The sequence below is a fragment of the Reyranella sp. genome, assembly GCF_052439685.1.
In the GTDB taxonomy this organism is placed as follows: Bacteria; Pseudomonadota; Alphaproteobacteria; order Reyranellales; family Reyranellaceae; genus Reyranella.
Genome location: NZ_JBQVQG010000023.1, coordinates 1 through 25,913, shown reverse-complemented (window position 1 = coordinate 25,913; position 25,913 = coordinate 1). Strand labels below are relative to the sequence as shown.

31 protein-coding genes and 1 tRNA gene are annotated in these 25,913 nt (G+C 65.7%); 18 read left to right on the top strand and 14 right to left on the bottom strand.

Annotated features, from left to right (window positions below):
- The first annotated feature begins 8 nt into the window (after positions 1 to 8).
- From fdxH to selB, 6 genes are all read left to right on the top strand, one after another.
- Complete coding sequence (gene fdxH, locus ACT6UX_RS23230; protein ID WP_444777527.1) at positions 9 to 914, top strand: formate dehydrogenase subunit beta; 906 nt, start codon at positions 9 to 11, stop codon at positions 912 to 914.
- Positions 911 to 1,540 (top strand): formate dehydrogenase subunit gamma, encoded by a 630-nt coding sequence (locus ACT6UX_RS23225; RefSeq protein ID WP_444777526.1) that lies wholly within the window; start codon positions 911 to 913, stop codon positions 1,538 to 1,540. Before fdxH ends, ACT6UX_RS23225 begins: the two co-directional genes overlap by 4 nt.
- Positions 1,510 to 2,478: a formate dehydrogenase accessory protein FdhE gene (fdhE, locus tag ACT6UX_RS23220; protein WP_444777525.1), complete on the top strand. Its 969-nt coding sequence runs from the start codon at positions 1,510 to 1,512 to the stop codon at positions 2,476 to 2,478. Before ACT6UX_RS23225 ends, fdhE begins: the two co-directional genes overlap by 31 nt.
- 138 nt (positions 2,479 to 2,616) lie before the next feature.
- Complete coding sequence (selA, locus tag ACT6UX_RS23215; protein WP_444777572.1) at positions 2,617 to 3,945, top strand: L-seryl-tRNA(Sec) selenium transferase; 1,329 nt, start codon at positions 2,617 to 2,619, stop codon at positions 3,943 to 3,945.
- Positions 3,929 to 4,702, top strand: a complete 774-nt coding sequence (locus ACT6UX_RS23210; RefSeq protein WP_444777524.1) for a tetratricopeptide repeat protein — start codon at positions 3,929 to 3,931, stop codon at positions 4,700 to 4,702. The genes selA and ACT6UX_RS23210 overlap by 17 nt, the downstream gene beginning before the upstream one ends.
- A complete protein-coding gene (selB, locus tag ACT6UX_RS23205) occupies positions 4,699 to 6,597 on the top strand; it encodes a selenocysteine-specific translation elongation factor (RefSeq protein ID WP_444777523.1) in 1,899 nt (632 codons plus the stop codon). Before ACT6UX_RS23210 ends, selB begins: the two co-directional genes overlap by 4 nt.
- On the opposite strand, the gene ACT6UX_RS23200 is transcribed toward selB, so the two are convergent.
- Positions 6,587 to 6,937 (bottom strand): VOC family protein, encoded by a 351-nt coding sequence (locus ACT6UX_RS23200; protein ID WP_444777522.1) that lies wholly within the window; start codon positions 6,935 to 6,937, stop codon positions 6,587 to 6,589. The genes selB and ACT6UX_RS23200 overlap by 11 nt on opposite strands.
- A gap of 75 nt (positions 6,938 to 7,012) precedes the next feature.
- Between ACT6UX_RS23200 and ACT6UX_RS23195 the strand changes: the two genes are divergently transcribed.
- The 8 genes from ACT6UX_RS23195 (at position 7,013) to mobB (ending at position 10,402) form a co-directional block, all read left to right on the top strand.
- A tRNA-Sec gene (locus ACT6UX_RS23195) sits at positions 7,013 to 7,108 on the top strand.
- A 31-nt stretch (positions 7,109 to 7,139) separates the two neighbouring features.
- Positions 7,140 to 7,469 carry a hypothetical protein gene (locus ACT6UX_RS23190; protein WP_444777521.1) on the top strand — a complete coding sequence of 110 codons (330 nt, stop codon included), beginning with the start codon at positions 7,140 to 7,142 and terminating at the stop codon, positions 7,467 to 7,469.
- A gap of 1 nt (position 7,470) precedes the next feature.
- Positions 7,471 to 7,650, top strand: coding sequence for a hypothetical protein (locus ACT6UX_RS23185; RefSeq protein ID WP_444777520.1), 180 nt, complete (start codon positions 7,471 to 7,473; stop codon positions 7,648 to 7,650).
- Between the two features lie 27 nt (positions 7,651 to 7,677).
- A complete protein-coding gene (locus ACT6UX_RS23180) occupies positions 7,678 to 8,190 on the top strand; it encodes a DUF992 domain-containing protein (RefSeq protein WP_444777519.1) in 513 nt (170 codons plus the stop codon).
- A gap of 53 nt (positions 8,191 to 8,243) precedes the next feature.
- The gene (locus ACT6UX_RS23175; protein ID WP_444777518.1) at positions 8,244 to 8,741 is read left to right on the top strand and encodes a hypothetical protein; all 498 of its coding nucleotides are present in this window, start codon (positions 8,244 to 8,246) and stop codon (positions 8,739 to 8,741) included.
- A 7-nt stretch (positions 8,742 to 8,748) separates the two neighbouring features.
- Positions 8,749 to 9,120, top strand: a complete 372-nt coding sequence (locus tag ACT6UX_RS23170; RefSeq protein WP_444777517.1) for a hypothetical protein — start codon at positions 8,749 to 8,751, stop codon at positions 9,118 to 9,120.
- Entirely contained in the window at positions 9,117 to 9,917 is an 801-nt protein-coding gene (gene fdhD / locus ACT6UX_RS23165) for a formate dehydrogenase accessory sulfurtransferase FdhD (protein WP_444777516.1), read from the top strand. The genes ACT6UX_RS23170 and fdhD overlap by 4 nt, the downstream gene beginning before the upstream one ends.
- Positions 9,914 to 10,402, top strand: coding sequence for a molybdopterin-guanine dinucleotide biosynthesis protein B (mobB, locus tag ACT6UX_RS23160; RefSeq protein WP_444777515.1), 489 nt, complete (start codon positions 9,914 to 9,916; stop codon positions 10,400 to 10,402). The genes fdhD and mobB overlap by 4 nt, the downstream gene beginning before the upstream one ends.
- A 9-nt stretch (positions 10,403 to 10,411) precedes the next feature.
- On the opposite strand, the gene ACT6UX_RS23155 is transcribed toward mobB, so the two are convergent.
- The 5 genes from ACT6UX_RS23155 to ACT6UX_RS23135 all read right to left on the bottom strand — a co-directional run bounded on the left by ACT6UX_RS23155 (position 10,412) and on the right by ACT6UX_RS23135 (position 16,998).
- Positions 10,412 to 11,653 carry a FecR family protein gene (locus ACT6UX_RS23155; RefSeq protein ID WP_444777514.1) on the bottom strand — a complete coding sequence of 414 codons (1,242 nt, stop codon included), beginning with the start codon at positions 11,651 to 11,653 and terminating at the stop codon, positions 10,412 to 10,414.
- 19 nt (positions 11,654 to 11,672) lie between these two features.
- A complete protein-coding gene (locus ACT6UX_RS23150) occupies positions 11,673 to 13,040 on the bottom strand; it encodes a tetratricopeptide repeat protein (RefSeq protein WP_444777513.1) in 1,368 nt (455 codons plus the stop codon).
- Positions 13,041 to 13,109: 69 nt separating this feature from the next.
- The gene (locus ACT6UX_RS23145) at positions 13,110 to 14,105 is read right to left on the bottom strand and encodes a glycosyltransferase family 2 protein (protein ID WP_444777512.1); all 996 of its coding nucleotides are present in this window, start codon (positions 14,103 to 14,105) and stop codon (positions 13,110 to 13,112) included.
- Positions 14,102 to 15,844 (bottom strand): IlvD/Edd family dehydratase, encoded by a 1,743-nt coding sequence (locus ACT6UX_RS23140; RefSeq protein ID WP_444777511.1) that lies wholly within the window; start codon positions 15,842 to 15,844, stop codon positions 14,102 to 14,104. Before ACT6UX_RS23140 ends, ACT6UX_RS23145 begins: the two co-directional genes overlap by 4 nt.
- Before the next feature lie 32 nt (positions 15,845 to 15,876).
- Positions 15,877 to 16,998 (bottom strand): FAD-dependent oxidoreductase, encoded by a 1,122-nt coding sequence (locus tag ACT6UX_RS23135; protein WP_444777510.1) that lies wholly within the window; start codon positions 16,996 to 16,998, stop codon positions 15,877 to 15,879.
- Here ACT6UX_RS23135 and ACT6UX_RS23130 point away from each other — a divergent pair.
- Entirely contained in the window at positions 16,967 to 17,749 is a 783-nt protein-coding gene (locus ACT6UX_RS23130; protein WP_444777509.1) for a cysteine hydrolase family protein, read from the top strand. The genes ACT6UX_RS23135 and ACT6UX_RS23130 overlap by 32 nt on opposite strands.
- A gap of 8 nt (positions 17,750 to 17,757) precedes the next feature.
- On the opposite strand, the gene ACT6UX_RS23125 is transcribed toward ACT6UX_RS23130, so the two are convergent.
- The gene (locus ACT6UX_RS23125) at positions 17,758 to 17,889 is read right to left on the bottom strand and encodes a Flp family type IVb pilin (RefSeq protein ID WP_444777508.1); all 132 of its coding nucleotides are present in this window, start codon (positions 17,887 to 17,889) and stop codon (positions 17,758 to 17,760) included.
- A 185-nt stretch (positions 17,890 to 18,074) separates the two neighbouring features.
- Between ACT6UX_RS23125 and ACT6UX_RS23120 the strand changes: the two genes are divergently transcribed.
- Positions 18,075 to 18,881, top strand: a complete 807-nt coding sequence (locus ACT6UX_RS23120; protein ID WP_444777507.1) for a universal stress protein — start codon at positions 18,075 to 18,077, stop codon at positions 18,879 to 18,881.
- A gap of 52 nt (positions 18,882 to 18,933) precedes the next feature.
- Positions 18,934 to 20,328, top strand: coding sequence for a hypothetical protein (locus ACT6UX_RS23115; RefSeq protein WP_444777506.1), 1,395 nt, complete (start codon positions 18,934 to 18,936; stop codon positions 20,326 to 20,328).
- On the opposite strand, the gene ACT6UX_RS23110 is transcribed toward ACT6UX_RS23115, so the two are convergent.
- The 7 genes from ACT6UX_RS23110 to ACT6UX_RS23080 all read right to left on the bottom strand — a co-directional run bounded on the left by ACT6UX_RS23110 (position 20,325) and on the right by ACT6UX_RS23080 (position 25,221).
- Positions 20,325 to 21,545, bottom strand: coding sequence for an META domain-containing protein (locus ACT6UX_RS23110; RefSeq protein ID WP_444777505.1), 1,221 nt, complete (start codon positions 21,543 to 21,545; stop codon positions 20,325 to 20,327). The genes ACT6UX_RS23115 and ACT6UX_RS23110 overlap by 4 nt on opposite strands.
- Positions 21,542 to 22,585, bottom strand: a complete 1,044-nt coding sequence (locus tag ACT6UX_RS23105) for an AI-2E family transporter (protein WP_444777504.1) — start codon at positions 22,583 to 22,585, stop codon at positions 21,542 to 21,544. The genes ACT6UX_RS23110 and ACT6UX_RS23105 overlap by 4 nt, the downstream gene beginning before the upstream one ends.
- A gap of 42 nt (positions 22,586 to 22,627) precedes the next feature.
- A complete protein-coding gene (locus ACT6UX_RS23100; protein WP_444777503.1) occupies positions 22,628 to 22,870 on the bottom strand; it encodes a hypothetical protein in 243 nt (80 codons plus the stop codon).
- Positions 22,871 to 22,877: 7 nt separating this feature from the next.
- The gene (locus tag ACT6UX_RS23095) at positions 22,878 to 23,684 is read right to left on the bottom strand and encodes an MORN repeat-containing protein (protein WP_444777502.1); all 807 of its coding nucleotides are present in this window, start codon (positions 23,682 to 23,684) and stop codon (positions 22,878 to 22,880) included.
- Between the two features lie 11 nt (positions 23,685 to 23,695).
- The gene (locus ACT6UX_RS23090; RefSeq protein WP_444777501.1) at positions 23,696 to 24,250 is read right to left on the bottom strand and encodes an MgtC/SapB family protein; all 555 of its coding nucleotides are present in this window, start codon (positions 24,248 to 24,250) and stop codon (positions 23,696 to 23,698) included.
- Positions 24,251 to 24,252: 2 nt separating this feature from the next.
- Positions 24,253 to 24,642, bottom strand: a complete 390-nt coding sequence (locus tag ACT6UX_RS23085; protein WP_444777500.1) for a PRC-barrel domain-containing protein — start codon at positions 24,640 to 24,642, stop codon at positions 24,253 to 24,255.
- Positions 24,643 to 24,729: 87 nt separating this feature from the next.
- Positions 24,730 to 25,221, bottom strand: a complete 492-nt coding sequence (locus ACT6UX_RS23080; RefSeq protein WP_444777499.1) for a DUF1036 domain-containing protein — start codon at positions 25,219 to 25,221, stop codon at positions 24,730 to 24,732.
- A gap of 235 nt (positions 25,222 to 25,456) precedes the next feature.
- On the opposite strand from ACT6UX_RS23080, the gene ACT6UX_RS23075 reads away from it, so the two are divergent.
- Positions 25,457 to 25,913, top strand: a 457-nt coding sequence (locus ACT6UX_RS23075; protein WP_444777498.1) for an outer membrane beta-barrel protein, incomplete at its 3' end; no start/stop codon positions are given.

Sequence of the window (25,913 nt, the reverse complement as noted above, 5' to 3'; positions counted from 1 at the left end):
AGGGTGAGATGTCCGTGATGCAAGCCCTCGATCTCCGCCGCCGCTCCGCCTCCAGCGTGCCGCCGCCCGCTGCCGGCAAGCCGGCCGCGGTGCCGGTCGCCAAGCTCATCGACGTCAGCAAGTGCATAGGCTGCAAGGCCTGCCAGACCGCCTGTCTCGAGTGGAATCAGCTCGACCAGCCGATCGGCTATACTGACGGCACCTACGATAATCCGACCGATCTCACGACGGCCTCGTGGACCGTGATGCGCTACACGGAATATGAGAACGGCGACGATCTCGAATGGCTGATCCGCAAGGACGGCTGCATGCATTGCGACGATCCGGGATGCCTCAAGGCCTGCCCGGCGCCAGGCGCCATCGTCCAGTACACCAACGGCATCGTCGACTTCATCTCCGACAACTGCATCGGCTGCGGCTACTGCGTGAAGGGCTGCCCCTTCAACATCCCGCGCATCTCTCAGGCCACGAGCAAGGCCTACAAGTGCACACTGTGTTCCGACCGGGTGGTGGTCGGCCAGGCGCCGGCCTGCGCCAAGTCCTGCCCGACGCAGGCGATCTACTTCGGTACCAAGGAAGATATGATCGCCCATGCCGGCAAGCGCATCACCGACCTCAAGTCGCGCGGCTACCAGAATGCCGGCCTCTACAATCCGCCAGGCGTCAACGGCACGCATGTCATGTACGTGCTGCAGCATGCCGACAAGCCGTCGCTCTATGCCGGCTTGCCGGACAACCCGCACATCAGCCCGCTGGTCGGGATCTGGAAGGGTGTGATGAAGCCTCTCTCGCTGGCAGCCATCGCTTTCGCCGGCGCCTTCGGCTTCATGCACTATGTCACCAGGGGGCCGAACAAGGTCACCGAGCACGACGAGGAAAAGGCCGCCGAAGTGGCGGGGAGCGATCGGGCATGAGTGCGCATGCCAAGCCGGTGAGCCGCTATACGACGGCGGCCCGAATCAACCACTGGATCACCGCGGTCTCGCTGATCCTGCTCGCGCTGAGCGGCATGGCACTGTTCCATCCCTCTCTCTACTTCCTGACTTATCTGTTCGGCGGCGGCCAAATCACCCGCGCCATCCATCCCTGGATCGGTGTCGTGCTGGCCGTCAGCTTCCTCGGCCTGTTCCTCCGCTTCTTCACGCTCAATTTCTGGAATCGCGACGACACGATCTGGATGAAGAACCTGGGGGCGGTGATCAACAATAAGGAGGACGGGCTGCCTGAGCTCGGCAAGTACAATGCCGGCCAGAAGCTGGTTTTCTGGGGGCAGTCGATCCTGATCCTGTTGCTCCTCGGCAGTGGCTTCGTGCTGTGGGACACCTACTTCGCGTCCTACACGACGATCGACCAGAAGCGCCTCTCCGCTGTTATCCACGCGCTGTGTGCCATCGGCGCCATCCTGATCTGGATTGTGCACGTCTATGCCGCCATCTGGGTCAAAGGCACGATGAGCGCCATGACCCGCGGCTCGGTCAGCGGCGGCTGGGCGTGGAAGCATCATCGCAAGTGGTTCCGCCAGGAAGTCGGCAAGCCCTGACTTCCAACCCCGAGAATCCCACGTCTGCCTACGGCGAAAACATCCTCGGCGCCGCCGCCGAGGGTGAACGTGTTCGTCTGCCCGACCTGTCGACGGTCTTCCGGCAGCGTGCGGAGCGACTGCACGCGCTGGCGCCGGGGCACGATCTGGAGGGCTTCCTGCGGCTGATCGCGGCGCTGGTGACGGCGCAGCGCGCGGCGCTGGAGGGGCTGCCGCCGGGATCGCTGCCCGGCGCGGCGGAGATCGGCAAGGCCCGGCTGGTGCAGCGCGCGCCCCTCGATCCCTCCATCCGACCGCGCGACGAAAGCTGGCGGGTAGCGCTGTCCCGCATTCTTGGGCGCATGGACGGCACCGTCCTCCCGGAGGCCGCCCTGGCGGCTCGCGAGGCGCTTCTGAAGGCGAACCCGGCCTCACTCGAGGCGCTCGCCGATCGCTTCCTCAGCGGGGGCGTCGCGTCCGGCGAGGCGGCGCAGGCGGTGTTCGTCGCGGCGGCGCTGCAGGTCGTGTGGACCCGCATGGCGGCCCTGCTCGATCCTGGCGACCTTTCGGGTGCTGAGGAGAGTGGCGACTGTCCCGCCTGCGGATCACCGCCGGTCGCCGGCCTCGTCTCGCCCGGCGGGACGAAATTCGGACACCGCCATCTTCACTGTTCGCTGTGCGCCACGTCGTGGCGCTACACGCGGGTGCGCTGCGTGCACTGTGGCAGCACGGAGAAAATCTCGTTCCGCAATCTGGCAGGCACATCCTATCTCCGCGCGGAATGCTGCGAGGTGTGCCAAGGCTATTCCAAGGTGTTTTACCTGGAGAAGATGCGGACGTTGGAGCCCCTGGCCGACGATCTGGCCTCTCTCGGGCTCGACGTGCTGGTGGGCGAGGCGGGCTTCTCGCGGGTGCCCAATCCGTTCGTGCTGGGCATGATGGAGCCGCCGGAGAATTGATTGATCGACCGTCGAGCCTGAGCCATGTTGGCCGTGGGCGGACAGGACGTCCGGCCTTTCTCTGTTAGGAACGAACCCGTGTCGCGTGCCGACCGCGCCGAGGGCGCCCCCGAAATCCGTCCCCTGTCGATCGATCGCATGGTCTCGTGGCCGTCCGTCGCGCCACTCATCGAGCGCGCCGGTCGTCCTCTCGTCGTCGAAGCGCTCCGGGCATGGGTCGACGAGCGGCGCAGAACTACTGAAGTCGCGAGCGAGGCGGCCTGCGTCCAGTGGTGCACAGCGCGACTCGATGTCTTCCTGCGGCCTTCTCAGCGGCGCGTGTTCAACCTCACCGGCACCGTCCTTCACACAAATCTCGGACGTGCCGTGCTTGCCGAGGAAGCGATCGCTGCTGCCGTCGAAGCGATGCGCTCGCCGACGACGCTCGAATACGATCTCGACGGCGGTGCGCGCGGCGAGCGCGACGATCATATCGCGCCCTGGCTCTGCCGGTTGACCGGCGCCGAGGCGGCGACCGCCGTCAACAACAATGCTGCCGCGGTGCTGCTGGTGCTGAGCGAACTCGCGGCCGGCCGAGAGGTCATTGTCTCGCGCGGAGAACTGATCGAGATCGGCGGTGCGTTCCGCATTCCCGATATCATGGCGCGCGCCGGTTGCCGGTTGGTGGAAGTGGGCACGACCAACCGCACCCATCTCAAGGACTATGTGGCGGCGATCGGTCCCGACACCGCCGCAATCATGAAGGTCCATCCGTCCAACTACGCGATCCAGGGTTTCACCAAGTCCGTGTCGGCCGCCGAACTCGCGCCGCTCGCGCGCGAGAAGGGCGTGGCGATGATCGAGGATCTCGGCAGCGGCACCCTGGCCGATCTCGAAACCTGGGGCCTGCCGCATGAGCCGACGGCGCGCGAAGCCGTTTCTTCTGGTGTCGATGTCGTCACCTTCTCCGGCGACAAGCTGCTGGGCGGCCCGCAGGCCGGCCTCGTGGTCGGCCGCAAGGCGCTGATCCAGCGTATCGCCCGCAACCCGATGAAGCGGGCGCTGCGTCTCGACAAGGTGCGCCTGGCCGCTCTCGAAGCGACGCTCCGGCTCTATGCCGACCCGGGGCGGCTCGCCCGGCGACTGCCGACGATACGCGCCCTCGCGCGGCCGGCCGCGGAGATCCGCGCTGTGGCCGAGCGGCTGCTGCCGGCGATACAGGCGGCGCTCGGCAAAGACGCGATGGTGAGCATCGCGGAGGTCCGGGGACAGATCGGCTCCGGTGCGTTGCCGGTCGACCTGCTGCCGTCGTTCGCGATCGCGATCAACGCCAGGGGACCCGACCGGATCGCCGATCGTTTCCGTCGCCTGCCGATTCCCGTGATCGGCCGGATCAGCGACGGCGGGCTTTACTTCGATCTTCGCACGCTCGATGACGAGCCGGCCTTCGTCGCGCAGCTGGACAAGCTTCATGTCGTGGCTGGCTAGGCTTCTCGACCGCACGCCGCTGCCGGAGCAACGGATGGCAGAGGCGCTGACAGCGTGGAGGTCCGGCCACTATGGCGTCGCGCTGGACCTGTGGGCGCCGCTCGCCCATGAGGGCAATGCGCGGGCGCAGAGCAACATGGGCGCGGCGTTCCTGCAGGGCCGTGGCGTCGAGCAGGATCACGCCAGGGCGATCCTCTGGCTTCGACGCGCGGCGGAGCAGGGTGATGCGGGCGGCCAGCGCAACCTGGCTCTTTGCCATTACGAAGGCTGGGGCGTGCCGCAGGACCATGCCGAAGCAGCTCGGCTCTACGAGGCGGCCGCGAAACAGGACGATCCCGAGGCTCAGGACATGCTGTCCTGGATGAAGCTCGTAGGCGGTGGCTGTCCGCAGGATTACGCCGGCGCTCGTTTCTGGGCCGAGAAGGCGGCGACCCACGGCAGCGCGGGGGCCATGGCGCGGTTGGGCGACATCCATCACAACGCGCTGGGCGTCGAACGCGACGCGGCTGTGGCCGCCGAATGGTGGGGACGCGCCGCGCAACGGGGACATGGCGCGGCGCAGGCGATGCTCGGGGCGGCCTATCTCGCCGGCAAGGGCGTCGATCGCGACCTGGTCGAAGCGCTGCACTGGCTGCGACGTGCCGAGATGGGCGGCGCGGGCGAGCTGGCGGCCGGCTTCCTGAAGGAGGCGCGCGCGCATGCCAAGCCCTCGCAGCGGGCCGAAGCCGAGCGCCGCGCCGAGGAGCCTTTGACATGATCGTCGGAACGGCAGGCCATATCGATCATGGCAAGACCGCACTGGTAAAAGCGCTGACCGGTGTCGACGCCGACCGTCTCAAGGAGGAGAAGGCGCGCGGCATCACCATCGATCTCGGCTATGCCTACAGCGATCTCGGCGACGGCCGCCAGCTCGGCTTCGTCGACGTGCCCGGCCATGAGCGGTTCGTTCACAACATGCTGGCCGGCGCCACCGGCATCGACGCGGCGCTGCTGGTCGTGTCGGCGGCCGAGGGCATCAAGCCCCAGACCGTCGAGCATCTGCAGATCCTCGATCTGCTGGGCCTCGATCGCGGCATCGTAGCTCTCACCAAGTCTGATCTCGCCAACGACGACCAGCAGCTCGAGCGGATGGCCGAGATCGAGACCCTGCTCGCTACGACCTCGCTGCGCGGCGCGGAGATCGTGCCCGTCTCGGCGGTGACGGGTCAGGGGATCGACGAGCTGAAGGAGAAGCTCCTGGTCCTCGGCGAAAGCGGCAAGGGCGTCGCGGGCTTCGCGCGCCTCGCTGTCGATCGCTGCTTCCTGCTTTCTGGAGCGGGTGTCGTCGTCACCGGCACCGTCCACGCCGGAGAGATCAGGGTCGACGACCGGCTGCTGCTGACGCCGTCCGGCATAGAGGTGCGGGTGCGCTCGCTGCACGCCCAGAACCGCGCCGCTGCGGTGGGACGCGCCGGCGAACGCTGTGCGCTCAATCTCGCCGGCCCCAGGCTCTCGAAGGAAGCGATCAAGCGCGGCGAATGGGTGGTGAGTCCCGAGCTGCACGCACCGACCGACCGCATCGACGTCCGGCTGAACCTGCTCGCCTCGGAAGCGCAGCCCCTGAAGCACTGGTCGCCGGTCCACGTGCACATGGGTTCGGCGCACGTCATGGGGCGCGTGGCGCTGCTCGAAGGCGAGAAGCTTGCGCCGGGTGACACGGCGCTCGCGCAGATCGTGCTGGATGAAAAGGTCGGTGCACTCTCGGGCGACAGGGTCATCCTCCGCGATCCATCGGCGACGCGCACCATGGCCGGAGGGACGGTGATCGATCCGTTCGGCCCGCCCCGCAACCGTCGCGCCGAGCGCCGGCTGGCGGAACTCTCGGCGCTTTCGGTCGGCGATGCCGATGTCACGCAGAAGCTCCTGCGCCTGCAAAGCGGCTATATCGATGTCGCGCGCTTGGGTCTTGCGCGCAATTTTCGTCCCGCCGAGGTCGAGACACTCGTCAAGGCGGCGGGTGGGCAGACGCTGGAAGGCTTTGGCTTCCTCGTGGAGACGCTGGAGGCGGCGCGCAGGGACATCGTCGAAACACTCAAGGCGTTTCATGAGAGTAAGGCCGATGCGCCCGGTCTGCAGGCCGAGCGGCTGCGGGTCACGTTGAAGCGCCGCTGGCCCGCCCCGGTTTTCAAGGCACTGCTCGACCAGGAGATTCGCGCGAAAGCCGTGGTCGTCGACGGTGCGTTCCTGCGCCTGCCCGGTCATTCGCTGAAACTGGGGTCCCGCGACGAGGCTCTGTGGAACAAGATTTCCGCCGATATGACACGCGACCGGTTCAAGCCGCCGAGGGTTCGCGACTTCGCCCAGGCCTATGGGGCTACGGAGGCCGACACGCGCCGGCTGTTGCAGCGCCTGTCCAAGCTCGGCCGGGTCGTCGAGGTGGCGCCGGACCATTTCTTCCTGCGCCCCGTGGTTGCCGAGATGGTCGGCACCGTGAACGGATTCGGTCAGGAGTTCACGGCGGCGGAATTCCGCGACAAGCTCGACAATGGCCGCAAGCTGGCGATCCAGATCCTCGAATTCTTCGATCGTCACGGCATCACGATTCGCCGTGGCGACCTGCGCCGGGCCGTCCCGCAAAAGGCGGGACAGTACGGTCCGCCGCCTACGGCTTAGCGACCGGACCGCTCAGGCTGATCGGCGCGCCGTCGGGGCCGATGAAGAGGGACAACAGGAAACCGTGCTCCTCATGCGGTGCGCCGCCGACATTCACGCCGCGTGCGGTGAGTTCGGTTCGCTTGGCATCGAGGTCAGGAACGCGCAGGCCCGGTTGCCATGTCCCTGCCGGATTTGCCGCCGATGCTGGTTGAAGGGCCAGTCGGGTGGAGCCTGTATCGAATTCGGCCCATTCCGGGCCTTCGAACTTGAGCTTCAGCCCGACCGTGTCGCGCCAGAAGGCGACCGCCGCCGGGAAGTCGGACACGTTTGCGATGATGTATTTGAGTTCGACGGTCATGATCTTGAATTCCTTGGGGATTTCACCCTAGCACGACAGGTGACAGGGACGAGGTTCTGGTGAATCATCAGTCCCGGAGGGGAAGCGCTCCCGGTGGGGCGGCTGGCCTTCAAAGCCAGAGAGGGCCGTTAGCCGGTTCTTAGTGGGTTCGACTCCCACTCTCTTCCGCCAACTCTTTGGATCTTCGGAGTCCAGACGACTGATGCGTACCTTGATCTTCGTCGCCCTGCTGTCGCTGGCGGCGTGCTCGATAAATTCCCAGTACTCCGAGCCGTGGACGGTGCGAACGGTCAAGCATTCGTACGATGCGCGGGACGCTTGCCTCGTGAAGTACGCTGCCCCTTATGCCGTCGATGGTTCCGATGCGTCCAGCGTGGGTCGTACCGTCAGTGCCAACTGTGAGGCTGAGACGAATGCGCTGATCGCGAGCAGCAATCCGCACAAAGATCCGACCGTGACGGCGGCCATCCGTCAGGATTCCGAATTCAGGGCGACGGGCTTCGTGCTCAAGGCCCGTGGGCAGTACAACTAGGATGTCGACCGAGAAAGACGTGACGAACGAGGACGCAAAGATTGCGCTGGCCAATCTCATGATCCGAAAGGCCGGCCTCATCCGGACCGTCCGGCACGAGATGCACAAGCAGGGAGTGGTCTACTACGCTGGCCTCACCGAGATACTCGAGGCCATCGAGCGAGCGAAGAAGGACAACTGACCGTAAACAATCGGAAAGGATGCCGACATGCTTCGACCCCTACTGACGATGACTGCCGCCGCTGCCCTCGTGGCCATCCTTGGCGCTGGCGCCCAGGCGCAGACCCCGGCCGCTCCCGGCACCCCCAAGGCGGCCGGCAAGTCCGGCGCGAATGTCGGCTCGCTCACCTGCAAGGTGGCCGGTGGCATGGGCTTCGTCTTTGGCTCTTCGAAGGACCTCGACTGCATCTTCGCGCGCACCGACGGTGTCGGCGAGAAGTACACCGGTGCCATCAAGCGCTACGGCGTCGATATCGGCTTCACCAAGGAATCGCAGATCGTCTGGCTGGTCTTCGCGCCGGGCAGTATCGCGCCAGGAGCCCTGGCGGGCGCCTACGCGGGCGCGACGGCCCAGGCCACGGTGGGCGGGGGTGTCGGTGCCAACGTGCTGCTGGGCGGCGGGAGCGGCCAGGTCACCCTGCAGCCGGTCAGCGTCGAGGGCAGCGTCGGACTGAACGTCGCCGCCGGCGTCGCCGAGGTCGAGCTCAAGTACGCCAAGTAAAGCGGCGAGCGGAGAGGCTTGCGGCGGCCCGGCGGGTCAGGTCAACTCCCGGCATGCCGTCTGCCGCAGATTCCCTGATCGCCCGCCTCCAGGCGGATTGTACCGCGGCCGAAGCAGCCGAGCGCCAGATACGAGCCTCCGTCGAGGCCCAGATCAGGGAGGCCGAGCGCGCGCGCACCTTCGCGTGGCGGCGTCTCAGTGCCCTTTCGGACATGGCGAGGGTCGCCGCGCTCGAACCCGATCGCGAGCGCGCGGTGGAGCGCCAGCTGGAAGCGCTGTTCCGCGACATCGGCTGGATCGAGAATGGCCTCGTCGAACTGGGCGAGGGAGCGCGGCCCCTGTTGGACTGGCTGCGGCCGATTGCCGAGGCGCTGCATGCCGAGGCGCATCCCCAGGCGCCGGAGGACGGCCAGGAGTCCGAGCCGCCGGTGATCGCCGATCCGATCGCAGCCTTCCGTGCCTTCGAGGCGTGGTACGAAGCCGAGCGCGGTGAACCCTTCCTGCAGGTGTTCGACCGCTACGTGCCGCCCACCCCCGTGGTCGAATTCTAGGCCTGCGATGAAGACCGACTTCGAGCACTGGCTCGCGGCTCAGTTCGCCGACACGGGCCCGTTCACGATCTTCATCCTGCTGGTGCGCATCACGTCCTCCAGCGCTGCGCCCGTTCGATCGAGCTACGCCCACCTGATCGGCGACGAGATGGCGTGGCAGGAGATGCGCGCACTGCTCGACGGTGCGCGCGCGCCATGGGATGGCGTCGCCTTCTTCGTCGGTCTCGGCCATGAGGGCGGTCCGCTGCCCGACCCGGTGGCTGTGCGCATGCTCAAGGAGGTGGAGGCTGACGTGACGGCCAATCCCCTGGTCCTGAACCGCGGCCTTTTCTTCGACCGCGAAGGGCGGCAGCTGCGCATCGACGAGACCACGGCATGAGCCGCGAGGGCTCGGTTCGTCGTCCCGCCTGCCGCCTCACCGCCGGCCGCAGCGAATCGCTCGAGGAGACGGTTGCAGAGGAAGTCGCCATTGCGCTGGTCTACAACGGCATCAGCCATGCGGTGATGATGGCGACGCCGTGCGACCTCGAGGATTTCGCCCACGGCTTTTCCCTCACTGAGCGGATCGTCGAGCGGTCCTCGGAAATCTACGACATAGAAGTCGAGCCCGTCGGACGCGGCATCGAGGTCAGGCTGGAGATTGCGGCGCAACGGATGGCGGGACTCCAGCAGCGGCGGCGCAGCCTGGCCGGACGTACAGGATGCGGTCTTTGTGGCGTCGACAGTCTGGAGGCGGCGCTGCGCTCCGTTGCGGCGGTTTGCGATCCACAGCCGGTGGCGCGGCTCGCGATCGAGCGGGCGATGGCCGGGCTGCCGGAGCATCAAAGGATCAACCGGGTGAATGGCGCCACGCATGCCGCGGGCTGGGCATCGGCCGACGGCACGCTCGTCGCGGTGCGCGAGGATGTCGGCCGCCACAATGCGCTCGACAAGCTGGCCGGCGCGCTGGCGCAGAGCGGCAGCGCGGAGCCCGGCGGCTTCGTGGTCGTGACCAGCCGCTGCTCCTACGAGATGGTGCAGAAGGCGGCAGCGATCGGGGCGTCGGCGATCGCGGCGGTTTCGGCCCCGACGTCGCTCGCGATCGAGACGGCGGAGCAGGCTGGCGTCGCCCTGGCCGCCTTTGTGCGCGAGGGGCGCCTGACCGTGTATGCCCATGCGGAACGGATCGTCGCGTGAGTCCGCCGCGCATTTTCGGGGTCACCGGCTGGAAAAACGCCGGCAAGACGACACTGACGGAGCGTCTGGTGGCCGAGTTCGTGCGACGCGGCTGGCGGGTGTCGACGATCAAGCATGCTCACCACGACATCGACATCGACCGGCAGGGCACCGATTCGTACCGTCATCGCGCCGCTGGCGCCAGCGAGGTCGCCCTCGTCGGCGGACTGCGTTACGCGATCATGCGCGAGACGGCGGAACCGTCGATCGCGGAGGTTCTGGGGAGGCTCGCGCCGGCGGATCTCGTCCTGATCGAGGGCTACAAGAGCGAACCGCACCTCAAGATCGAAGTGCGCGCCTCGCCGGACGCCGAGCCCTTGGCGCCGGGCGATCCCGCCATCGTGGCGGTGGCCGCCGATTTTCAGTCCATCGGCGGAGACCTGCCATGGTTCCGGCGCAACGACATCGCGGCCATCGCTGACTTCATCGCCGCCAGGATCGGCTGACGCTGCGCGTCAGCGACCGGGGCCCGGGTTGGGCCCCGCCTTCTGTCCTGTGAAGACCCCGCCGGCCTGATAGTTCGGGCCATTCACCGAGAAGGTCCCGGCCTGGTAGTTCGGATAGTTCTGTCCCAGGAAGACGCCGTTCATGTTCATCGTGCGGCCGGGTGTGTTGGGATTGGTCGTGGGCATGGTCGCCTGGAAACCATAGTTACCGGTCCGGGTGGTCGTCCCGCCGTAGCTGCTATTGTTGAAATTCGCCGTGGTCTTGCCGGTGCCGGTGTTCATCGACCAGACCTGCGTATAGTTGCCCGTCCCGTACGAGTGATTGCCGTTGTTGCGAACGAGACCGCCCATCTGGCCATTGTACGTGATCGTCTGCTGCGCCTGATTTGCCTTGGACACGATCTCCGGCAGGTTCGGCCGGTTCGAGGGTGATGTCTCGAAGGCATTGGTCAGGGCGTTGGTTACGATGTTGCTCGGGTTGACGTTGCGCGGACCCGGACCGCTGCCGAAGCGGTTCCCCAGGTTGTTCCCGGAGCCCTGCCCGGAATTGGCATTCGAGAAACCGGAATTCTGGGCTGCCTGATCGGCGCCACTCGACTGTCCGCCGCCCTTGCTGCCTTCGAGCTTGGCCAGGAAGCCGCTCATGGCGCCCGGCGGGACCGCGACGGCGAGGCCGGGCAGGGTACCGAACAGGGTCGTCACCTGGAAGCCGGGACGCGTGACGATCTCGAGCTTGCCGCCGGCACCGACCGTCATGCTGATGCCGAAGACGAAGATCGACGTCGTCTCCTTCTGATCGACGTTGAAGATGCTGATGCCGCCCCGGATGCCGATGGTGCTCGACGGAGTGGTGACGCTGATGGCGTTGGTCTTGCTGATCTTGCCGCCGACCAGACGGAACACGCCTTTGCTGGCGTTGATGGCCAGATCGCCTGTCTTGGTCGCGGGGTCGTAGACGAACTTGTCGATCGTGAGTTGTGCGTTGGGGCCGACCGACAGCGAGGTGCCGTCGAGGAACATCAGATGGGCGCGGTCGTTCGCGTCTGTCGTGATCACCTCGTTGGCCTGCACGTCGACGCCGACGCGCAGCACGCGCTCCGCCTCGCTGGGAGGCCGACCGCGCGGATCGCCCTCGGCCGCCGAAGTGACGCCGACCTTGGCCGTCGCCGTGACTGGAAGGAGGGAAGTGCCCGCGGCGAGCAGTGCAGCGGTGAGCAGGGACAGGTTCGCGCCGCGAAGTCTGGTGGACACTGTGATCTCCTGAGCAGCGCTAGAAGCGCCAGGTTACTCCGATGAGCGCACTGTTGTTCGTGAACGCGTAATTGGGAATGTCCGAGGATCGCACGAACCGTCCGCCCGACACCGTGAACATCGTCCGCTGATCGAACGGAACGGACAGGGTTATATTCAGGACCGTGTCCGTCTGTTGTCTGGTAACGGATGGATCCACGACCGCATCGGGCTGGTCATAGTACCACCACTGCATGTTCCCAAACAGGCTGATGCTCCAGGGCAATTCGCTCTTGAACACCGGGTCGGCGAAAGAGAAGGACATGCCGCCGCCGGCCCCGTAGAGCGTGTAGTTCTGCCAAGGGGTGCTGTCGGTCTGGTAGCGTTGCAGGTTGCCGTTGGCATAGAGCATCAGCGCATCGTTCACGAGGTATTGAAACGTCGTGTTGGCCGAGTATTCGGTGCCGGTGAACTGGTTGTTCGTCGGGAGGTACCAGCTGTTCTGGTACATCTCCCGCCGCCAGGTGAAGTTCGTGGTGTTGCGCAGCTTGTCTGAGAGCAGCACGCCCACTTCGAGGCCGGATCCGAAGCTGCCATAATAAGGGACGTCGTTGACCCAGATGTATCCCGCCGTACCGAACGGCTTCAGGCTGACATCCTGGAAAATGCCCTGGAAAGCCTGGAAGCGCGGGCCGGACGTCAGGTCGAGAATAGAGACGTTGGCCGCCTGGATCTGGAACTGCCGGTTGAGATATCCCGAGAGCTGCGTCTCGAGCTGACCACGGTTGTTCTGGCCGAGATCGTAAGTGTGACGGACGAAGCCCGAGGTCACGAAACCCCAATCCGCCGTGCCCAGGCCGGCCTGGTTGAGATTGGCGGTCTGCCCGAACAGGCGCACGCTGGAAGTCGGCGGCCCGAGATTTGCGTTGGATTGATAGCGCGTGCCGGCAAACACCTCGCCACTGAATCGCGACTTGGCCAGACGCTTCTCCGACTCTGCCAGGAACTGCTCGGCGCGGGCCTTGACGTCGGGCGGAAGCGACGCCGACTGGAGCGTCATCTCGAAATAGGTCCGCGCTACTTCGAACGAGCCCAACCGATAGTAGAGCACTCCGAGTTCGAGGCGGACCCTTGGTAGGTTCGGATCCACCACCAGCATCCGTTCGAGGGCGGAGATGGCGCCCTCGAGATCGCCGGTCTTCGCCGCGATCATGGCAAACCTGAAGAGGACGTCGAGATCGGACGGCTTCTGCAGCATTTCCTGAAAGGCCGTGTCGTATTCGGCTTCGTCCGTTGCTGAAACGGCCGCTGTCTGAGCGAGGGCAGGATCCGCGTCCAGAACGGAAGAACCGATACTGCCGGCGAGCAGCACAGCGACGAGGCTCGCGCATCGTCCCAACCTGTTCACGATGAATTCTCCCCCGCGCCCCGCGTGTTCCGGGACCGACTGCTCTCAAAGAGTGAAGCAGGACTCGTACTAGATCAACCAACTCCGGATTGTGAGCACCCAGCCGGCGAGCAGGTTGGCGCGAGCCGCTCGCATCCGCAGCACCATGCGGCGGTACTGACGATCCCCGAGCGCCGTCACGAAACGCTCCTCGTCGCGAGTCATTGCGGTGAGCATGCGATCGAGCATGGTCGAATAGGTGTTTCCCCAGTTGCGGCTCGACAGATGGAGTCTTCCACCCAGCACGGGATTGTCTGCAGCACCGTTGCGGCCGTGAAGGCGATAGGAATAGAGGGCGTCGTCGATCAGTAGAGAACCGGCGACCATCTGCGCCATCACGACCACATAGAAGTCCATGTGCAGGCGAAACGCTTCGTCATCCTCGGGAAAGACGAGGTTGATCAGCGAACGCCGGAACATCATCGAGGAGGTGCTGACCCAGACCCAGTGGACCACACGCTTGGTATAGAGATGGTACGGCGTATGGCCCTGCCAGTCGGCTGTGCCGCGCGCCACATCGAGCTTGGGGACGCGACTTGCGTCGAGGGCCACGAAAGCCTGGTCGCGGTCGACGCGGGCGCGGTCCTTGCCGAACCAGTACATGCCGCCGGCGATCAGCTCGTCCTGTCCGTTGATCAAACGCGCATTGCAGGCGGTGAAGCCCACCGCGTAACTCTCGTTCAGGTGCGCGGCGAGATGGCGTTCGAGGAAGTCCGGATTCCACAGATCGTCGGAATCGAGGAAGCAGACGAACATGGCGTTCGTCTCGGCGAGCCCGCGGCGCGTCGCCCCGGTCTGGCCCACATTCCTGTCGAGACGGACATGCCGGAAGCGAGAGTCTGCCAGTTCCGCCAGCGTCTGCTCCACGACCGCGACCGAATCGTCGGTCGAGGCGTCGTCGACGATCACACACTCGAAGTCGCGCAACGTCTGCTGTGCGACCGAACGGATGGCGGCGGCGATGTAGTCACGGCAACTGAAGCACGTGACGACGACCGAGATGCGGGGGAGCCTGATTTCGGTCACTTCGCCGGCCCGAGGAAGTCGAAGTCGACGCCTTCGTCAGCCTGCAGCACGGTCTTGAAGAACAGGCCGGTGTAACCGCGGTCGCTGCCGGGATGGGGCAGCGGCGCCTTCCAGGCCTTGCGGCGGGTCGCCAGCGTCTTGGCATCGACGTGGAGTTCGAGCCGGCGCTTCGGAACGTCGAGCGTGATGCGGTCGCCGGTCTTCACGAGGGCGAGCGGCCCGCCGACGGCAGCTTCGGGCGCGACATGCAGGACGATGGTGCCGAACGCCGTGCCGCTCATGCGTGCATCGGAGATGCGGATCATGTCCTTCACGCCGGCGCGTGCGAGCTTCATCGGGATAGGGAAGGAACCGGCCTCGGGCATGCCGGGCGCGCCCTTGGGGCCGGCATTGCGCAGCACGAGAATGTCCTCGGCTTTCACGTCGAGATCAGGATCGTCGCCGCGTGCTGCGAGATCCTCCAGGGAATCGAATACCACGGCGCGACCGGTATGGGTCATCAGGGCGGGCGAGGCGGCCGCGTGCTTGATGACGGCGCCGCGTGGCGCGAGATTGCCGCGCAGCACGGCCATGCCGCCGGTCGGCTTGATCGGATCCTTGGCGGTGCGGATCACCGTCTGGCCCGGAACCATCTCGGCGGCATCGATGACCTGCTTCAGCGTCCTGCCGGCGACCGTCCTGCACTTCTCGTCGAGGTTCTTGCGGATCTCCTTCATCAGGCGCGAATTGCCGCCCGCCCAATGGAAGTGCTCCATGTAGTGATCGCCCGACGGCTTCAGGTCGACCAGCACCGGTACGTTGCGGCCGATTTCGTCGAACTCTTCCAACTCGATCTCGATGCCCAGCCGGCGCGCGACGGCGGTGAGATGCACCAGCGCATTGGTCGAGCCGCCGATCGCCTGCAGCACCGTGAGCGCGTTGCGGAACGCGGCCTTGGTCATGATCTCGCTGGGCTTCGGGCCCTGCTTCACGGCCATCTCGGCCGCGAGCCGGCCGGTCTGCTCGGCGATGCGCAGCCGGTCGGAATGCGTCGCGGGGATCGAGCCGCTTGTCGGCAGGCCCATGCCGAGCGTCTCGACGATACAGCCCATCGTGCTGGCGGTGCCCATCACCATGCAGGTCCCCTTGGTCGGCGCCAGGCGCTCGCTCACCTTCTCGATGTCGGACTCCGAGAAGGTGCCGGCGCGATACTGGCCCCACAGGCGACGGCAGTCGGTACAGGCGCCCAGCACCTCGCCCTTGAAGTGGCCGACCAGCATCGGTCCCACCGGCAGAACGACGGCCGGCCGGTCGGCGCTGGCCGCGGCCATGAGCTGGGCCGGCAGCGTCTTGTCGCAGCCGCCGATCAGCACCACTGAATCCATCGGCTGGGCGCGGATCATCTCCTCGGTGTCCATCGCCATCAGATTGCGCAGGAACATGCTGGTCGGGTGGGAGAAGCTCTCGTGAATGGAGACGGTCGGGAAGACCATCGGCAGCGCGCCAGCCAGCATGACGCCGCGCTTCACCGCCTCGATCAGGTCGGGCACGTTGCCATGGCAGGGATTGTAGTCGGAGAAGGTGTTGGTGATGCCCACGATGGGCCGGTCGAGTGCATCGTCGGAGTAGCCGCCGGCCTTGATGAAGGCCTTGCGCAGGAACAGCGAGAAGCCCGCATCGCCGTAGGTGGCGAGACCCTGGCGCAATCCGGTTTCCTTTTTGGGTGCAGCCTTCGACGTCCGGCGCTTGGCAGTTGCCATTTCAGTTTCTCTCCCTGGATCGCTGCATTTTGTCAGGTCGGACCATCGCCGACCAGACCGGCCGCCCAGCGCGCATGCGCTGCGGCGTCGCGATCCTCGGCAATGGTCCGCGCGAGTTCGAGGCCCATCAGGGCGCCGAACTTAAAGCCATGGCCCGAACAGGGGGACATGGCCCAACCCTTGGCACCCGCCTTCTCGACGCTGAAGCGCTCATCGTCGGTGACACTGTAGAAGCAGACCTTGAGATTGTGGATGGCCCAGCGGTCGAACCCCTTGAGCAGACTTCTGCAGCGATCGAGCAGAGCGCTCATCTCGCCTGCCTGTGCGTCTCGTCCCGCGGTGGGATCGCCAGTGCGGCTGAATTCGTGGTCGCCGACCTTCATGCCGCGCCCGCGGACAGGCGGCACCAGGTAGAGACCGACGTCCCCCGTCTTCTCGATGATCATCGGTCCCTTCGCCCAGGCGTCACGCTGATCGGCAGGCAGATCGAAATACAGCACCACCTGGCGCGAGGGCACGACGCGCGCCGCGAGCGCCGGCAGGAGGCGGGGAGCCCAGGCGCCCGCCGCCACCACGACGATATCGCCGCCATGGACTTCACCAGCCTCCGTGACGACGAGTGCCCGCTCGAGATCGACCGAACGCACGGGCGTGTTGGCATGCAGCCTCACGCCGGCTCTCGCGCCGAGACGGCGTGCCAGCGCAGCCACGATGTCCTGCGCCAGCAGCACGCCGCCCGTGTCGATCCAGAAGGCGCGCTCGAGCCCCTTCGTGTCGAGCAGCGGGAAGCGGCGTGGCAGTTCGGCCATCGACAGTTCGGTCATCGGCCGGCCGATCGAGGCGAGGGCGGCGGCGGAACGCTCCGCCCAGTCCGCGCCGTTGCCGGTCAGCGCCAGCGTCCCGGTCGGCTCGTAAAGCGTTTCGCCCAGGTCGGCCCACAGCAGGTCCCAGGCTGCATAGGCCTCGTCGATCATCCGGGCGTACCCGACATGCGTGCCGTAGGGATGGCGGATCAGGCGGTGCTCATCCATCGAGGAGGCCAGCGCATTCGGGAGAGGGCCCTGTTCGAAAAGCTCGACCTGGTGGCCGAGGCGCGCCAATCCCCAGGCCGTCGAAAGGCCCATGATGCCGCCGCCGATTATGATCGCTCTCACGTGTCCCTCTTGTCGCTCGATGCGTCTTTCACAAACGATCCACCGCTTCTACATGCTTCGAGGGGCATTGAGACCCCCTCGCGAAGGTGTTGCAAATCCGGGCGTCCTGAGCGTTGATGGTAACGAGGCTTACACAACCGAGAAAACCAAAGGAACGAACATGGCGATGACCATGCTGCAGATGGCCGGGGCGCAACCGACGCCGGCCACCATGGCCGACGGGATCCTGCTGATCATCGATGCCCAGAGAGAGTATACGGACGGATTGCTGCCGTTGACCGGGGTCCAGCCAGCGGTGGACGCACTGGCCGTGCTGCTCGAGAAGGCTCGCGTGGCGGGCGCGCCGATCGTCCATGTGCGGCATCAGTCCAAGGGCAAGGCCTTCAACCCGAGCTCCTCGGGCTACGAAATCGTCAAGGAGCTGACGCCGCGTGATGGTGAGACGGTCATCGACAAAGGATTGCCGAACTCCTTCGCCGGCACCGACCTGGGGTCGCGGCTCGCGGCGATCGGCCGCAAGAACCTGATCGTCGGCGGCTTCATGACGCATATGTGCATTTCGGCGACGGTGCGGGCGGCCACGGATCAGGGCTTCATGAGCACCATCGCGGCCGATACGGTCGCAACGCGCGACCTGCCCGATGCGATGGGCGGTGACACGATCGCTGCGGATGTCATCAACAGGATCACGCTTGCGGCCCTGTCCGACCGCTTCGCCTGGATCGTGCCGTCGGCTCGGCAGATCGCCTGATCCTGGAGCTAGATGCCTTTGCCGCTGACGGTGCTGATGGCGGTGATCGCCGCGACGCCGATCAGGGAGGCGATCAGTGTGTATTCGATGGCGGTGGCGGCCTTGTCGTCCGCCATCAATCGGCGAAAAAAGGACAGCATCGATATCTCCAGAGTGAAGAAATGCTGGGGGCTGACTGCCGCCCGTGTCGATCAATAAGTCAAAAATCGTCCCTAACGTATTGGACCGACACACCGGTACAATGTGAGAATTGTATCAAGTTCGTCGTGGCGCGCGCTGCGGCGAGCACCGTGCTATCGTTGGTCGAGCAAGGAGAGGGCGAGTCATGAAGTCCATTCTGACAATGGCCTGGACGTCGGAAGATCCGTCCGCATTCGATCTGGCAGCCAAGATCGCGCACAAGTTCGGGGCGCGCCTGATCGGCCTCGAGCCACCGTCCTACGGCGTCATGAGCATGGCCTGGGCCGATGCCGGCATGGGCGCTCCGATCGGCGGCGGCCTGGCCGAGGACGCCGAGGAGCGACAGCGGGTATCCGCGGTCAAGCAGGCTTTCGACCAGCGGGCCGCCGGCCTCGCTTCCGAATGGCGCTCGGCCGACGATAGCGGTCCGACCGCGATCGGCACGATCGGCAGGGCCTACGACCTCATCGTGCTGCCGCAACCCGGTGCGCTGCCCAAGATGCCGGAAAGCGTGTTCGAGACGGCCCTGTTCGATTCGGGGCGCCCGGTTCTGGTCGTGCCGCCCGGATACAACGGCATGGTCGGAAAGCGCATCCTGTTCGCGTGGAACGGCTCGACGGAAAGCGCCCGTGCGATCTCTCTCGCGATGCCTGTCCTGAGCGACGCTGAAGAAATCGAGGTGCTGAGCGTCGAAGGCGCGATGGTTCCCGGTCCCACGGCCATGGAGATCGCCGAGTCGCTGAAGAGCCACGGTCTCAACGTAACCGGCCAGCACGTGAAACCCGGCGCCAAGTCGGCGGGCCAGACCATCCTCGACCGGGCGCAGGCGCTGGGCGCCGACCTGATCGTCAAGGGTGCCTATACCCAGAGCCGGCTGCGCCAGATGATCTTCGGCGGCGTGACGCGCGACCTCATCCTGTCGTCTCCTCTGCCGGTGCTGTTCTCGTATTGATCCAGACAATCCGCCGCCGGTGATCTGCCGGCGGCCGTGCTAGAACCGCCGCATGACGGCTGGTTCGCCCGCATCCGACTCGCTCTGGGGCCGCACACTGGTGCTGCTGCTGCTCGTGATCGTTCTGATCACGGGCGCCGCGCTGGCGTACGCGCAGTTGACCGACGACCGAAGTGCCCCGGCCCCGCCCGCGATCGCGGAGAAACTCGTCATCCTGCAGGCGGAGCGCAGCGAACTGCAGGCACGGGCCGACAGCTTGGCGCGTCTTGAGATGCTTTCGTCATTCCGGGCGGCCAGCCTGCTGTTCGATGCGCTGGCCTCGCGATACGAGCCGGAGCGTGAGCAGCCCTTCGACCGGTTGCCGGCCCCGCGACGCGAAATGTTCGCCAGGCTCGAGGCACTGAATGCCGCGTTGCGCGCCGCGATCGATCGTCCCGGCACGCCCGGAGGGGCCGCTGCGGTGGAGCAGGCGGCCAACGGCATCCCGGCCGACCTGGAGTGGATGGCGTCCTTCGATTCCACGCCGGTCATTCTCTCCTACACGCCGATGTTCCTCGCGCCCAGGCGGACGGTGCCGAGCGACTCGCCAGCTCCGGCCGGCGATGACCCCGTCATCGAGATCGAGATTCTGGGGTTGCGCCTGACAAGAGACCGAACGCCGCCGGTGCTGACCATCGGCTCATGGCGCGGCGAGGCGATCATCATGCCCGAGCGCCTGAAGTTCATCGTGCCGCGCAGCGCATTCCCGAATGACGCCAAGCATGCGCGGTTTGCCTCCGGATCGCTTTTCGTGCGCCATGCCTCCCGCGTGGTGGCGTTCCAGTTGCTCTTCACCTCGATCCCGGAAATGGTGGGCGCGTTCGCGTTCGACCAGAAGGTGCGGTCTGCCCAACCGGATTCGAACACGCTGGTCTCGCCGGAAATCTTGGCGCGCGCGCCGGCGGGCGAGGCGCGGACCGTGCGGCGTTGTTTCGATCCCCCGCCGGGATGGCGTTTCGACAAGAGCAAGAGGCGTGTCGTCATCGTCGAGCGGCTGGGCTGGATCGACGACATCCCCGATGAGACGATGAACAGCGGATCGGTCGCTTTCGTGCGCGAAGACCGTCCCACCCAGATCTGCGTCGCGGTTGTCGCCAAAGCGGCGACGAAGGCGGCGCGCACCGCCACGATCGGCCGCTTTGAAGCCACGCTGGTCCGGGACGTCACGGTGGATCGAACTGTGAAGAGCGGGACTCGCGCTCTCGACTGGAATGCGCCGGTCAGCGTGCCCGTCGAAGCGGGAATGGCCGAGTGGAAACTCTACGTCCGTCTTTTCGACGAGATCGACCGCGAGTACGAAGGCGGCGCCGGCGGAGCGGCCGTTCCCTCCGGACTCCCATTTCTGCGCATTGCGATCGAGGACGGCAACAAGCTGACGATCGGGGCCGATCTCGCCGGCTTTCGCTAACGGCCGCGGGCCTCGAGCCGCATGCGCCGCTTGCCGGTCTCGTCGTTGAGATCGAGCGTGGTGCCGGAAATCTGCGCGGTCCTGATCGCGCTCAGAGCCGCGACGAACCGCTTTTCGATGGCCGTCTCGGCCGGCGGGCAGGCCATCAAGGTCATCGGTCCGGGCGTGAAGCGTAGGCCGGCCGTATCGAGCGCATAATCGCCCGCCAACGTGTTGCAGCCCGTCGAGGCTGTGAACTTGTCGAGATCGTCGAGGCGCATCAGCGGCCGCCGGCGCCAATCGGCGAACGAGAGGCGCTCACCGTCGAGTTCGACCAGCCGCCATTCGGTGTCCCGCAGCGCCGACCCACGCGCTGCCAGCGCCGGACACGCGCCATTGCGTTTCAGGTCCATGAAACGGTCGACTTTCACTGAGTTGTTGCCGTCGAAGCTGCCCATGATCTCGACGTAGAGGAACGATTCACGGGAAGGGGTGGCGTCTACCCAGGCTTTTTCCAGGTCCGGCTCGGCGCCGCCCGGGGCCACGCCGTAGACGCGGCCGACCAGACACGGGGCGAACAGGCCGCCATCCTGGGCGTCGCGATACATGCCGGCGAGCTTGAAGCGGCCATCGATTGGATCGGCCGTTGCGGCCTGTGGCAGCTCCGTACCGTCCTCGGCAACCAGTTTGTCGGCACCGATCTCGCGGAACGACCGTCGGCTGCCGGCCCCGCCGCGCAGAACCAGTCGCACGCCCCCTTCGACTTCCTGTGCCCACTCGCCCAGCTCCAGCAGAGGCTCCGCCGTCCCGTCGCGCTTCTCGCGGAGCCGGAACGTGCCGTCGGGAAACAGGGTGACGGTCAGGCCGCCGCCCGCATAGGTTCGTGGCGGCTCGCCCGGCCTTCCGGCAGCGTGACAGCGCATCGAGCGCCCTGCGGCGGTGAGCGTCACTTCGCGGCCGCGCCCGCGAAGTTCGTAGTAGGAATCGGAATAGGCAAACCCCGATCCTGCGGTAATCCGCGACAGTTCGATCTCGGGTTGGCCCGGCATGCGCAAGGTCGCGAGTTCGCCATCGGCCGAGTAGGACGAGGCGAAGTCCATCCCGCCCGGGCAGGAATACATCACCTCGCCCTGGGGCACGGGCAGGGGCGCGGGCCTCGGCGCCTGATCGGGCGCCGAGGTCTGTGCTGCAGCCGGGGTTGCGGCAAGCAGGACAAGCAGCAGGAACAGACGGTTCATGTCGTCGACTCCGGGATGCGACCATCGGCGGACAGCAACACGGCGACCGGCCGGGTCGTCTCGAACTGCGCGAGCACGATCAGCGCGACCACCATGATCGGCACGCACAGGAACATGCCGACCACGCCCCAGATCGTACCCCATACGATGAGGGAAACGATGACCACCAGCGGTGAGAGATTGAGAGAGCGCCCCATGATCGCAGGCTCGATCAGATTGGCAGTCACGACCTGGATGGATCCGAAAACCAGCAGCACGATCAGGAAAGGCGTGAGGTTGTCGAACTGGATCAGCGTGAGAAGGGCCGGCGCGATGATCGCCAGGATCGAGCCGACGGTGGGGATGTAGTAGAAGAAGAATACCATCACCGCCCAGAAACCCGCGAAGTCGACGCCGACCGAAGCCATGACGAGGTAGGCGAGCGCCGAGGTGACGGTGGCGAGCGTGGTCTTGATGCGGATGTAGACGCGGATCTCCCGGTCGATGCGATCGAGGATGGCAAGGACGCGCGCCTCCTGTCCATCGCCATGAAAAATGGCGGCGAGCTTGCTCTTGAAGTGAGCCTGCTCGACGAACAGGAAAAGGGTGTAGATCAGGATGAGCCCGGCGACGCTCACTACCGAAGCCGCTGCTGCGGCGACGCTGCCCAGGGTGTCGGCGAGGCTGATGCGGGCGACGAGTTCCGACAGGGTCGGGGCCTGCTCGATGCCGATCATCGGCGCGATCTGCTCGATGAGGTTCGTCAGTCGAATTTCGTAGGAGGGTACCGCGGCCACGACCGCCTGCACATTGAGCCCGATCGTGCGCCCTACGACCCAGAACAGCCCGCCGATCAGCAGGATGGCAACGAGCAGAGCCAGCGGCTGCGGCAGCCGCAATCCGCCCAGCCGGGGATGGCTGAATGTATCGGCCAGCGAATCGATCATGTACCAGAGCACGATGCCGAGGACGAACGGCAGCAGGAGGCTGCGGCCGGCGACGAGCAGTAAAATCGTCGCGGCGATCACGATGGCCCACAGGGCGGCGCGTTGCAGCGTCATGGCGGTACTATAGGCGCTGTCGCCAGGAGTTGGGAGGCGGCGTCAATTTCCAATCGGGCTCCGGCCGCAGACGAGCATCTCGCGACCGCGTTCGGTCAGTTCGACCCTGCGTTCGCCGATCTCGCCGCCACACTGGCGGACCAGCCCTTCGGCACGGGCATCCTCCCACACCGGGAAACGCGGGCAGGAGCTCTGCCAGGCGTCGAGCACGTCCTCGCGTCGGCGTGGCCGGGCCGCCACCCATTCGAGGAACTGGATCATGATCAGGTCCGGGCTCGCCGACATGGTGCCGCTATTGGAAGCCGCAGGACTGCGCCGTGGCGCCGACCGTCGCCCAGCGCTGGCCTTCGCGAAAGCAGCCGTTGCTCCACGTGCCGGTGAAGACCTGACCTTCGGGACCGCCAGACTTGGTGCCCCAGCCATTGGCCCGATCGTTTGACCAGTCGCCTTCATATCGCGTCCCGTTCGCCCACACGCGCACACCGCGTCCCTGCATCTTGCCGTTGACGAAATCGCCCTCGTAGCGGCCGCCGTCGACGTAGAAGAGAGTCCCCCGGCCGGTCCGCTGATTGTCACGAAAGTCGCCGATGTAACGGTTGCCGTTGGTCCAGATGTACATGCCATGCCCCTGCGGGCGGCCCTCGCGGAACTCCGCGATCAGCCGGGCGCCGCTTGGAAACACATGGGTTCCCTTGCCGTCCCGTTCGCCGGCCTTGAAGGAGCCCTCGTACCGGGCCTTGTCGGCGTAGCTGATCTTTCCCTGACCGTCGTACAGGCCATCCTTCATCTCGCCCTCGAAGCGATCCGTCGGGACCCCTTTGCGGTACCATTGCAGGACACCGCTGCCCTGGGCCAGATCGTACTCGCAGGCTCCGGACCAGCTGATTGCGACATCGGGGTCGGCATTCATCAACACGACGCCGCAACCCGTCTTCGGATCCCTCACTTCGTCGGTTGCGACAGGGGGCTGGCCGGGCGTGGGGGCGGTGGGCAGCGGACGATTGGCTCCCATGTCCGGGATCGGCCGCGACGTCTGCGCCGCGGCGGGCCAGGCGAACGCGCCAACGACGAGAGCGACGAGAGACAGCGGGCGGCTCATGGAGCCTCAGATTAGCACTGCGGGTCGGTATCGTCTTTCCCGTCGCACTTTTCGTCACCCTTGCCGGCGGCTTCTTTCTTCTTCTTGATTGCGGCCAGCCCCAGCTTCCGTTCGAGCGTGTGCAGGAGGCTCATGACGACCAGGATCAGGAACGTGCCGAGTCCGGCGATCTGCCAGAGCCCGAATCCAGAGGAAAGGCCAACAGCACCCGCCAGCCACATTCCTGCACCCGTTGTCAGACCCTGGACTTCACCTCGTGTGAACAGGATCGAGCCGGCAACCAGAAATGCCACTCCTGCCGTTACCGCCTCCACCGCGCGCAGAGGGTCGCTCGCCGTCTCGCGGCCGGCGAAGGCGGCGGAATGGGAGATTTCGACTGTGAGGATGCCAAATGTTGCTGCTGCCACGCAGATCAGGATGTGGGTGCGAAGGCCCGCAGGTCTCGCCTGCCACTCACGCTCGAAACCGATGAGCGCGCCGAGCAGCGCGGCAAACAGGAGCCGCGCTGCAATGACTGGAAAGGGCAGAAACGTCGGGTGCGCGATCTCGTCTGCGAGTGCGCCCATCGTCAGGAAGCGTATTTGAACTCAGGAAGCGTCTTGAGAGAATCCTTCGTGGCGCCCGGCAGGACGATCTTCTTGCCGTCGGTTCTCATCTGTTCGTAGGGCAGGGCGATCAGCTTGTCGCCCAGGCCGAGAAAGCCGCCGACCGACAGAACGACGAAGGGCGCCTTCCCGTCGGGGCCGACGATGATGTCATCGACCTTGCCCACCGTATCGCCGGCGTCGTTGACGACCGAGGATCCGATCACCTTGCTGGCGCGGTAGCCGGTCGAAACCTTGACGACGTCGACCTTCGTGAGCTGGATGGTCTGGGGAGCGCCCTGGGCGGTGACGAGGCTGGGCGTGGCGAGCGCGAGAGCAGCGGCAAGGGCGGCCGGGATGGGGCGAAGGCGCATTCTGGAACTCCGTTGAGAGGGACGGTCATCTCAACGAGCAACGTTCATTTGCGTTCCGGTCGCGCGGTCACGGGCTCCCCTGAGCGATCAGGGCGTGAAATTGTGCGTCCAGCCGTTTTGACGTCTGGTATCCACCTGGGTGAAAAGGCGCCTCTGATATTGCGCTCCGCAACCGTTCGCTCTGATGGTGAAGGCTTGGGGGCTCACGCAGACGGGGACGCTTCCTGCCCATTCGCGCCCTGTCGACTTGTCCTGTGCATAGACCAGATAGCGGTCGTATTGCAGGGGCCCCGTCCAGAGGAAGGTGCACGCGTTGGGCGGCAGTTTGTACCAGCCTTCGGATATGATGATCCGGCCGGTGCCGTCACTGACCCCGGTATCCAGCGCCTTGGCAACTTCAATTTCGCCACTCGAAAGATTGCAGGCCCGAAAGCCACTGGGGGCCGGGCGCTGGGCGTGTGAACTGGCAGCCGTGGCCAGCAAAAAGAGGGCGATCAGGAGGAACTTCATTCGACGCTTGGTTTCTCCGGAGATGAACCCGCGCTCCAGTCGCCGTGGGTTCCTGAGATAGGTTCCCATCTTATATTTCCTAACTCGTTGTTTTAAATGAATAAATAAGAGGGCTGCTGCAAGCTCGCCCGGTGCGGCCGATCTAGTGTGGCTGAGGTGCCACAGTCGCGGCAACAATGAGTTGGTAGCGCCTTACTTTGTGGCGCGGCCCCGGGGAGGTCGGGTACATTACTTCCGCTGTCGTGACGAATTTTTGGCCCCGCCCCGTTTGGCGGTGGGGCTGTGCAAGTGAGGGAGATATCTGATGAAGAAGGCTCTTCTGGCGGCCGCCGCCATTGTAGCGCTGCCGGTGGCTGCGCAGGCGCAGGCCCCGCAGCCGGGTCTGTACATTGGTGCCGAGGGCGGCATCAACTGGCTGACGAACTTCACGGCGAACACGAACATTCCGGCGTGGCCGACGGTGAGCGTGACCCCGCAGCTGGGCTGGATGGCCGGTGGCGTGATCGGTTACGACTTCGTTGGTCCGCGCGTTGAGTTGGAAGGCATCTATCGCTGGAACCCGACGAATGTCGGCGTGCCGAACACGGCCGTCAACAACCAGGTCGGCCAGCTGGGCATCATGGCGAACCTGCTGTACGACTTCATGCCGGGTTCGGTGATCACGCCGTACATCGGCGCTGGCGCCGGTCTGGGTCTGGTTGACGGCAACTCGTCGCTGTCGAGCACGGTTTTCGCCTATCAGGGCATCATCGGTCTCGGCT

Excerpts from the sequence above, each read along its gene's own strand:
- fdxH (WP_444777527.1), top strand. The coding sequence starts at position 9 with ATGTCCGTGATGCAAGCCCTCGATCTCCGCCGCCGCTCCGCCTCCAGC.
- ACT6UX_RS23225 (WP_444777526.1), top strand. The coding sequence starts at position 911 with ATGAGTGCGCATGCCAAGCCGGTGAGCCGCTATACGACGGCGGCCCGA.
- selA (WP_444777572.1), top strand. The coding sequence starts at position 2,617 with ATGGTCTCGTGGCCGTCCGTCGCGCCACTCATCGAGCGCGCCGGTCGT.
- ACT6UX_RS23210 (WP_444777524.1), top strand. The coding sequence starts at position 3,929 with ATGTCGTGGCTGGCTAGGCTTCTCGACCGCACGCCGCTGCCGGAGCAA.
- selB (WP_444777523.1), top strand. The coding sequence starts at position 4,699 with ATGATCGTCGGAACGGCAGGCCATATCGATCATGGCAAGACCGCACTG.
- ACT6UX_RS23200 (WP_444777522.1), bottom strand. The coding sequence starts at position 6,937 with ATGACCGTCGAACTCAAATACATCATCGCAAACGTGTCCGACTTCCCG.
- ACT6UX_RS23190 (WP_444777521.1), top strand. The coding sequence starts at position 7,140 with ATGCGTACCTTGATCTTCGTCGCCCTGCTGTCGCTGGCGGCGTGCTCG.
- ACT6UX_RS23185 (WP_444777520.1), top strand. The coding sequence starts at position 7,471 with ATGTCGACCGAGAAAGACGTGACGAACGAGGACGCAAAGATTGCGCTG.
- ACT6UX_RS23180 (WP_444777519.1), top strand. The coding sequence starts at position 7,678 with ATGCTTCGACCCCTACTGACGATGACTGCCGCCGCTGCCCTCGTGGCC.
- ACT6UX_RS23175 (WP_444777518.1), top strand. The coding sequence starts at position 8,244 with ATGCCGTCTGCCGCAGATTCCCTGATCGCCCGCCTCCAGGCGGATTGT.
- ACT6UX_RS23170 (WP_444777517.1), top strand. The coding sequence starts at position 8,749 with ATGAAGACCGACTTCGAGCACTGGCTCGCGGCTCAGTTCGCCGACACG.
- fdhD (WP_444777516.1), top strand. The coding sequence starts at position 9,117 with ATGAGCCGCGAGGGCTCGGTTCGTCGTCCCGCCTGCCGCCTCACCGCC.
- ACT6UX_RS23140 (WP_444777511.1), bottom strand. The coding sequence starts at position 15,844 with ATGGCAACTGCCAAGCGCCGGACGTCGAAGGCTGCACCCAAAAAGGAA.
- ACT6UX_RS23130 (WP_444777509.1), top strand. The coding sequence starts at position 16,967 with ATGATGCCGCCGCCGATTATGATCGCTCTCACGTGTCCCTCTTGTCGC.
- ACT6UX_RS23125 (WP_444777508.1), bottom strand. The coding sequence starts at position 17,889 with ATGCTGTCCTTTTTTCGCCGATTGATGGCGGACGACAAGGCCGCCACC.
- ACT6UX_RS23120 (WP_444777507.1), top strand. The coding sequence starts at position 18,075 with ATGAAGTCCATTCTGACAATGGCCTGGACGTCGGAAGATCCGTCCGCA.
- ACT6UX_RS23115 (WP_444777506.1), top strand. The coding sequence starts at position 18,934 with ATGACGGCTGGTTCGCCCGCATCCGACTCGCTCTGGGGCCGCACACTG.
- ACT6UX_RS23110 (WP_444777505.1), bottom strand. The coding sequence starts at position 21,545 with ATGAACCGTCTGTTCCTGCTGCTTGTCCTGCTTGCCGCAACCCCGGCT.
- ACT6UX_RS23105 (WP_444777504.1), bottom strand. The coding sequence starts at position 22,585 with ATGACGCTGCAACGCGCCGCCCTGTGGGCCATCGTGATCGCCGCGACG.
- ACT6UX_RS23100 (WP_444777503.1), bottom strand. The coding sequence starts at position 22,870 with ATGTCGGCGAGCCCGGACCTGATCATGATCCAGTTCCTCGAATGGGTG.
- ACT6UX_RS23095 (WP_444777502.1), bottom strand. The coding sequence starts at position 23,684 with ATGAGCCGCCCGCTGTCTCTCGTCGCTCTCGTCGTTGGCGCGTTCGCC.
- ACT6UX_RS23090 (WP_444777501.1), bottom strand. The coding sequence starts at position 24,250 with ATGGGCGCACTCGCAGACGAGATCGCGCACCCGACGTTTCTGCCCTTT.
- ACT6UX_RS23085 (WP_444777500.1), bottom strand. The coding sequence starts at position 24,642 with ATGCGCCTTCGCCCCATCCCGGCCGCCCTTGCCGCTGCTCTCGCGCTC.
- ACT6UX_RS23080 (WP_444777499.1), bottom strand. The coding sequence starts at position 25,221 with ATGGGAACCTATCTCAGGAACCCACGGCGACTGGAGCGCGGGTTCATC.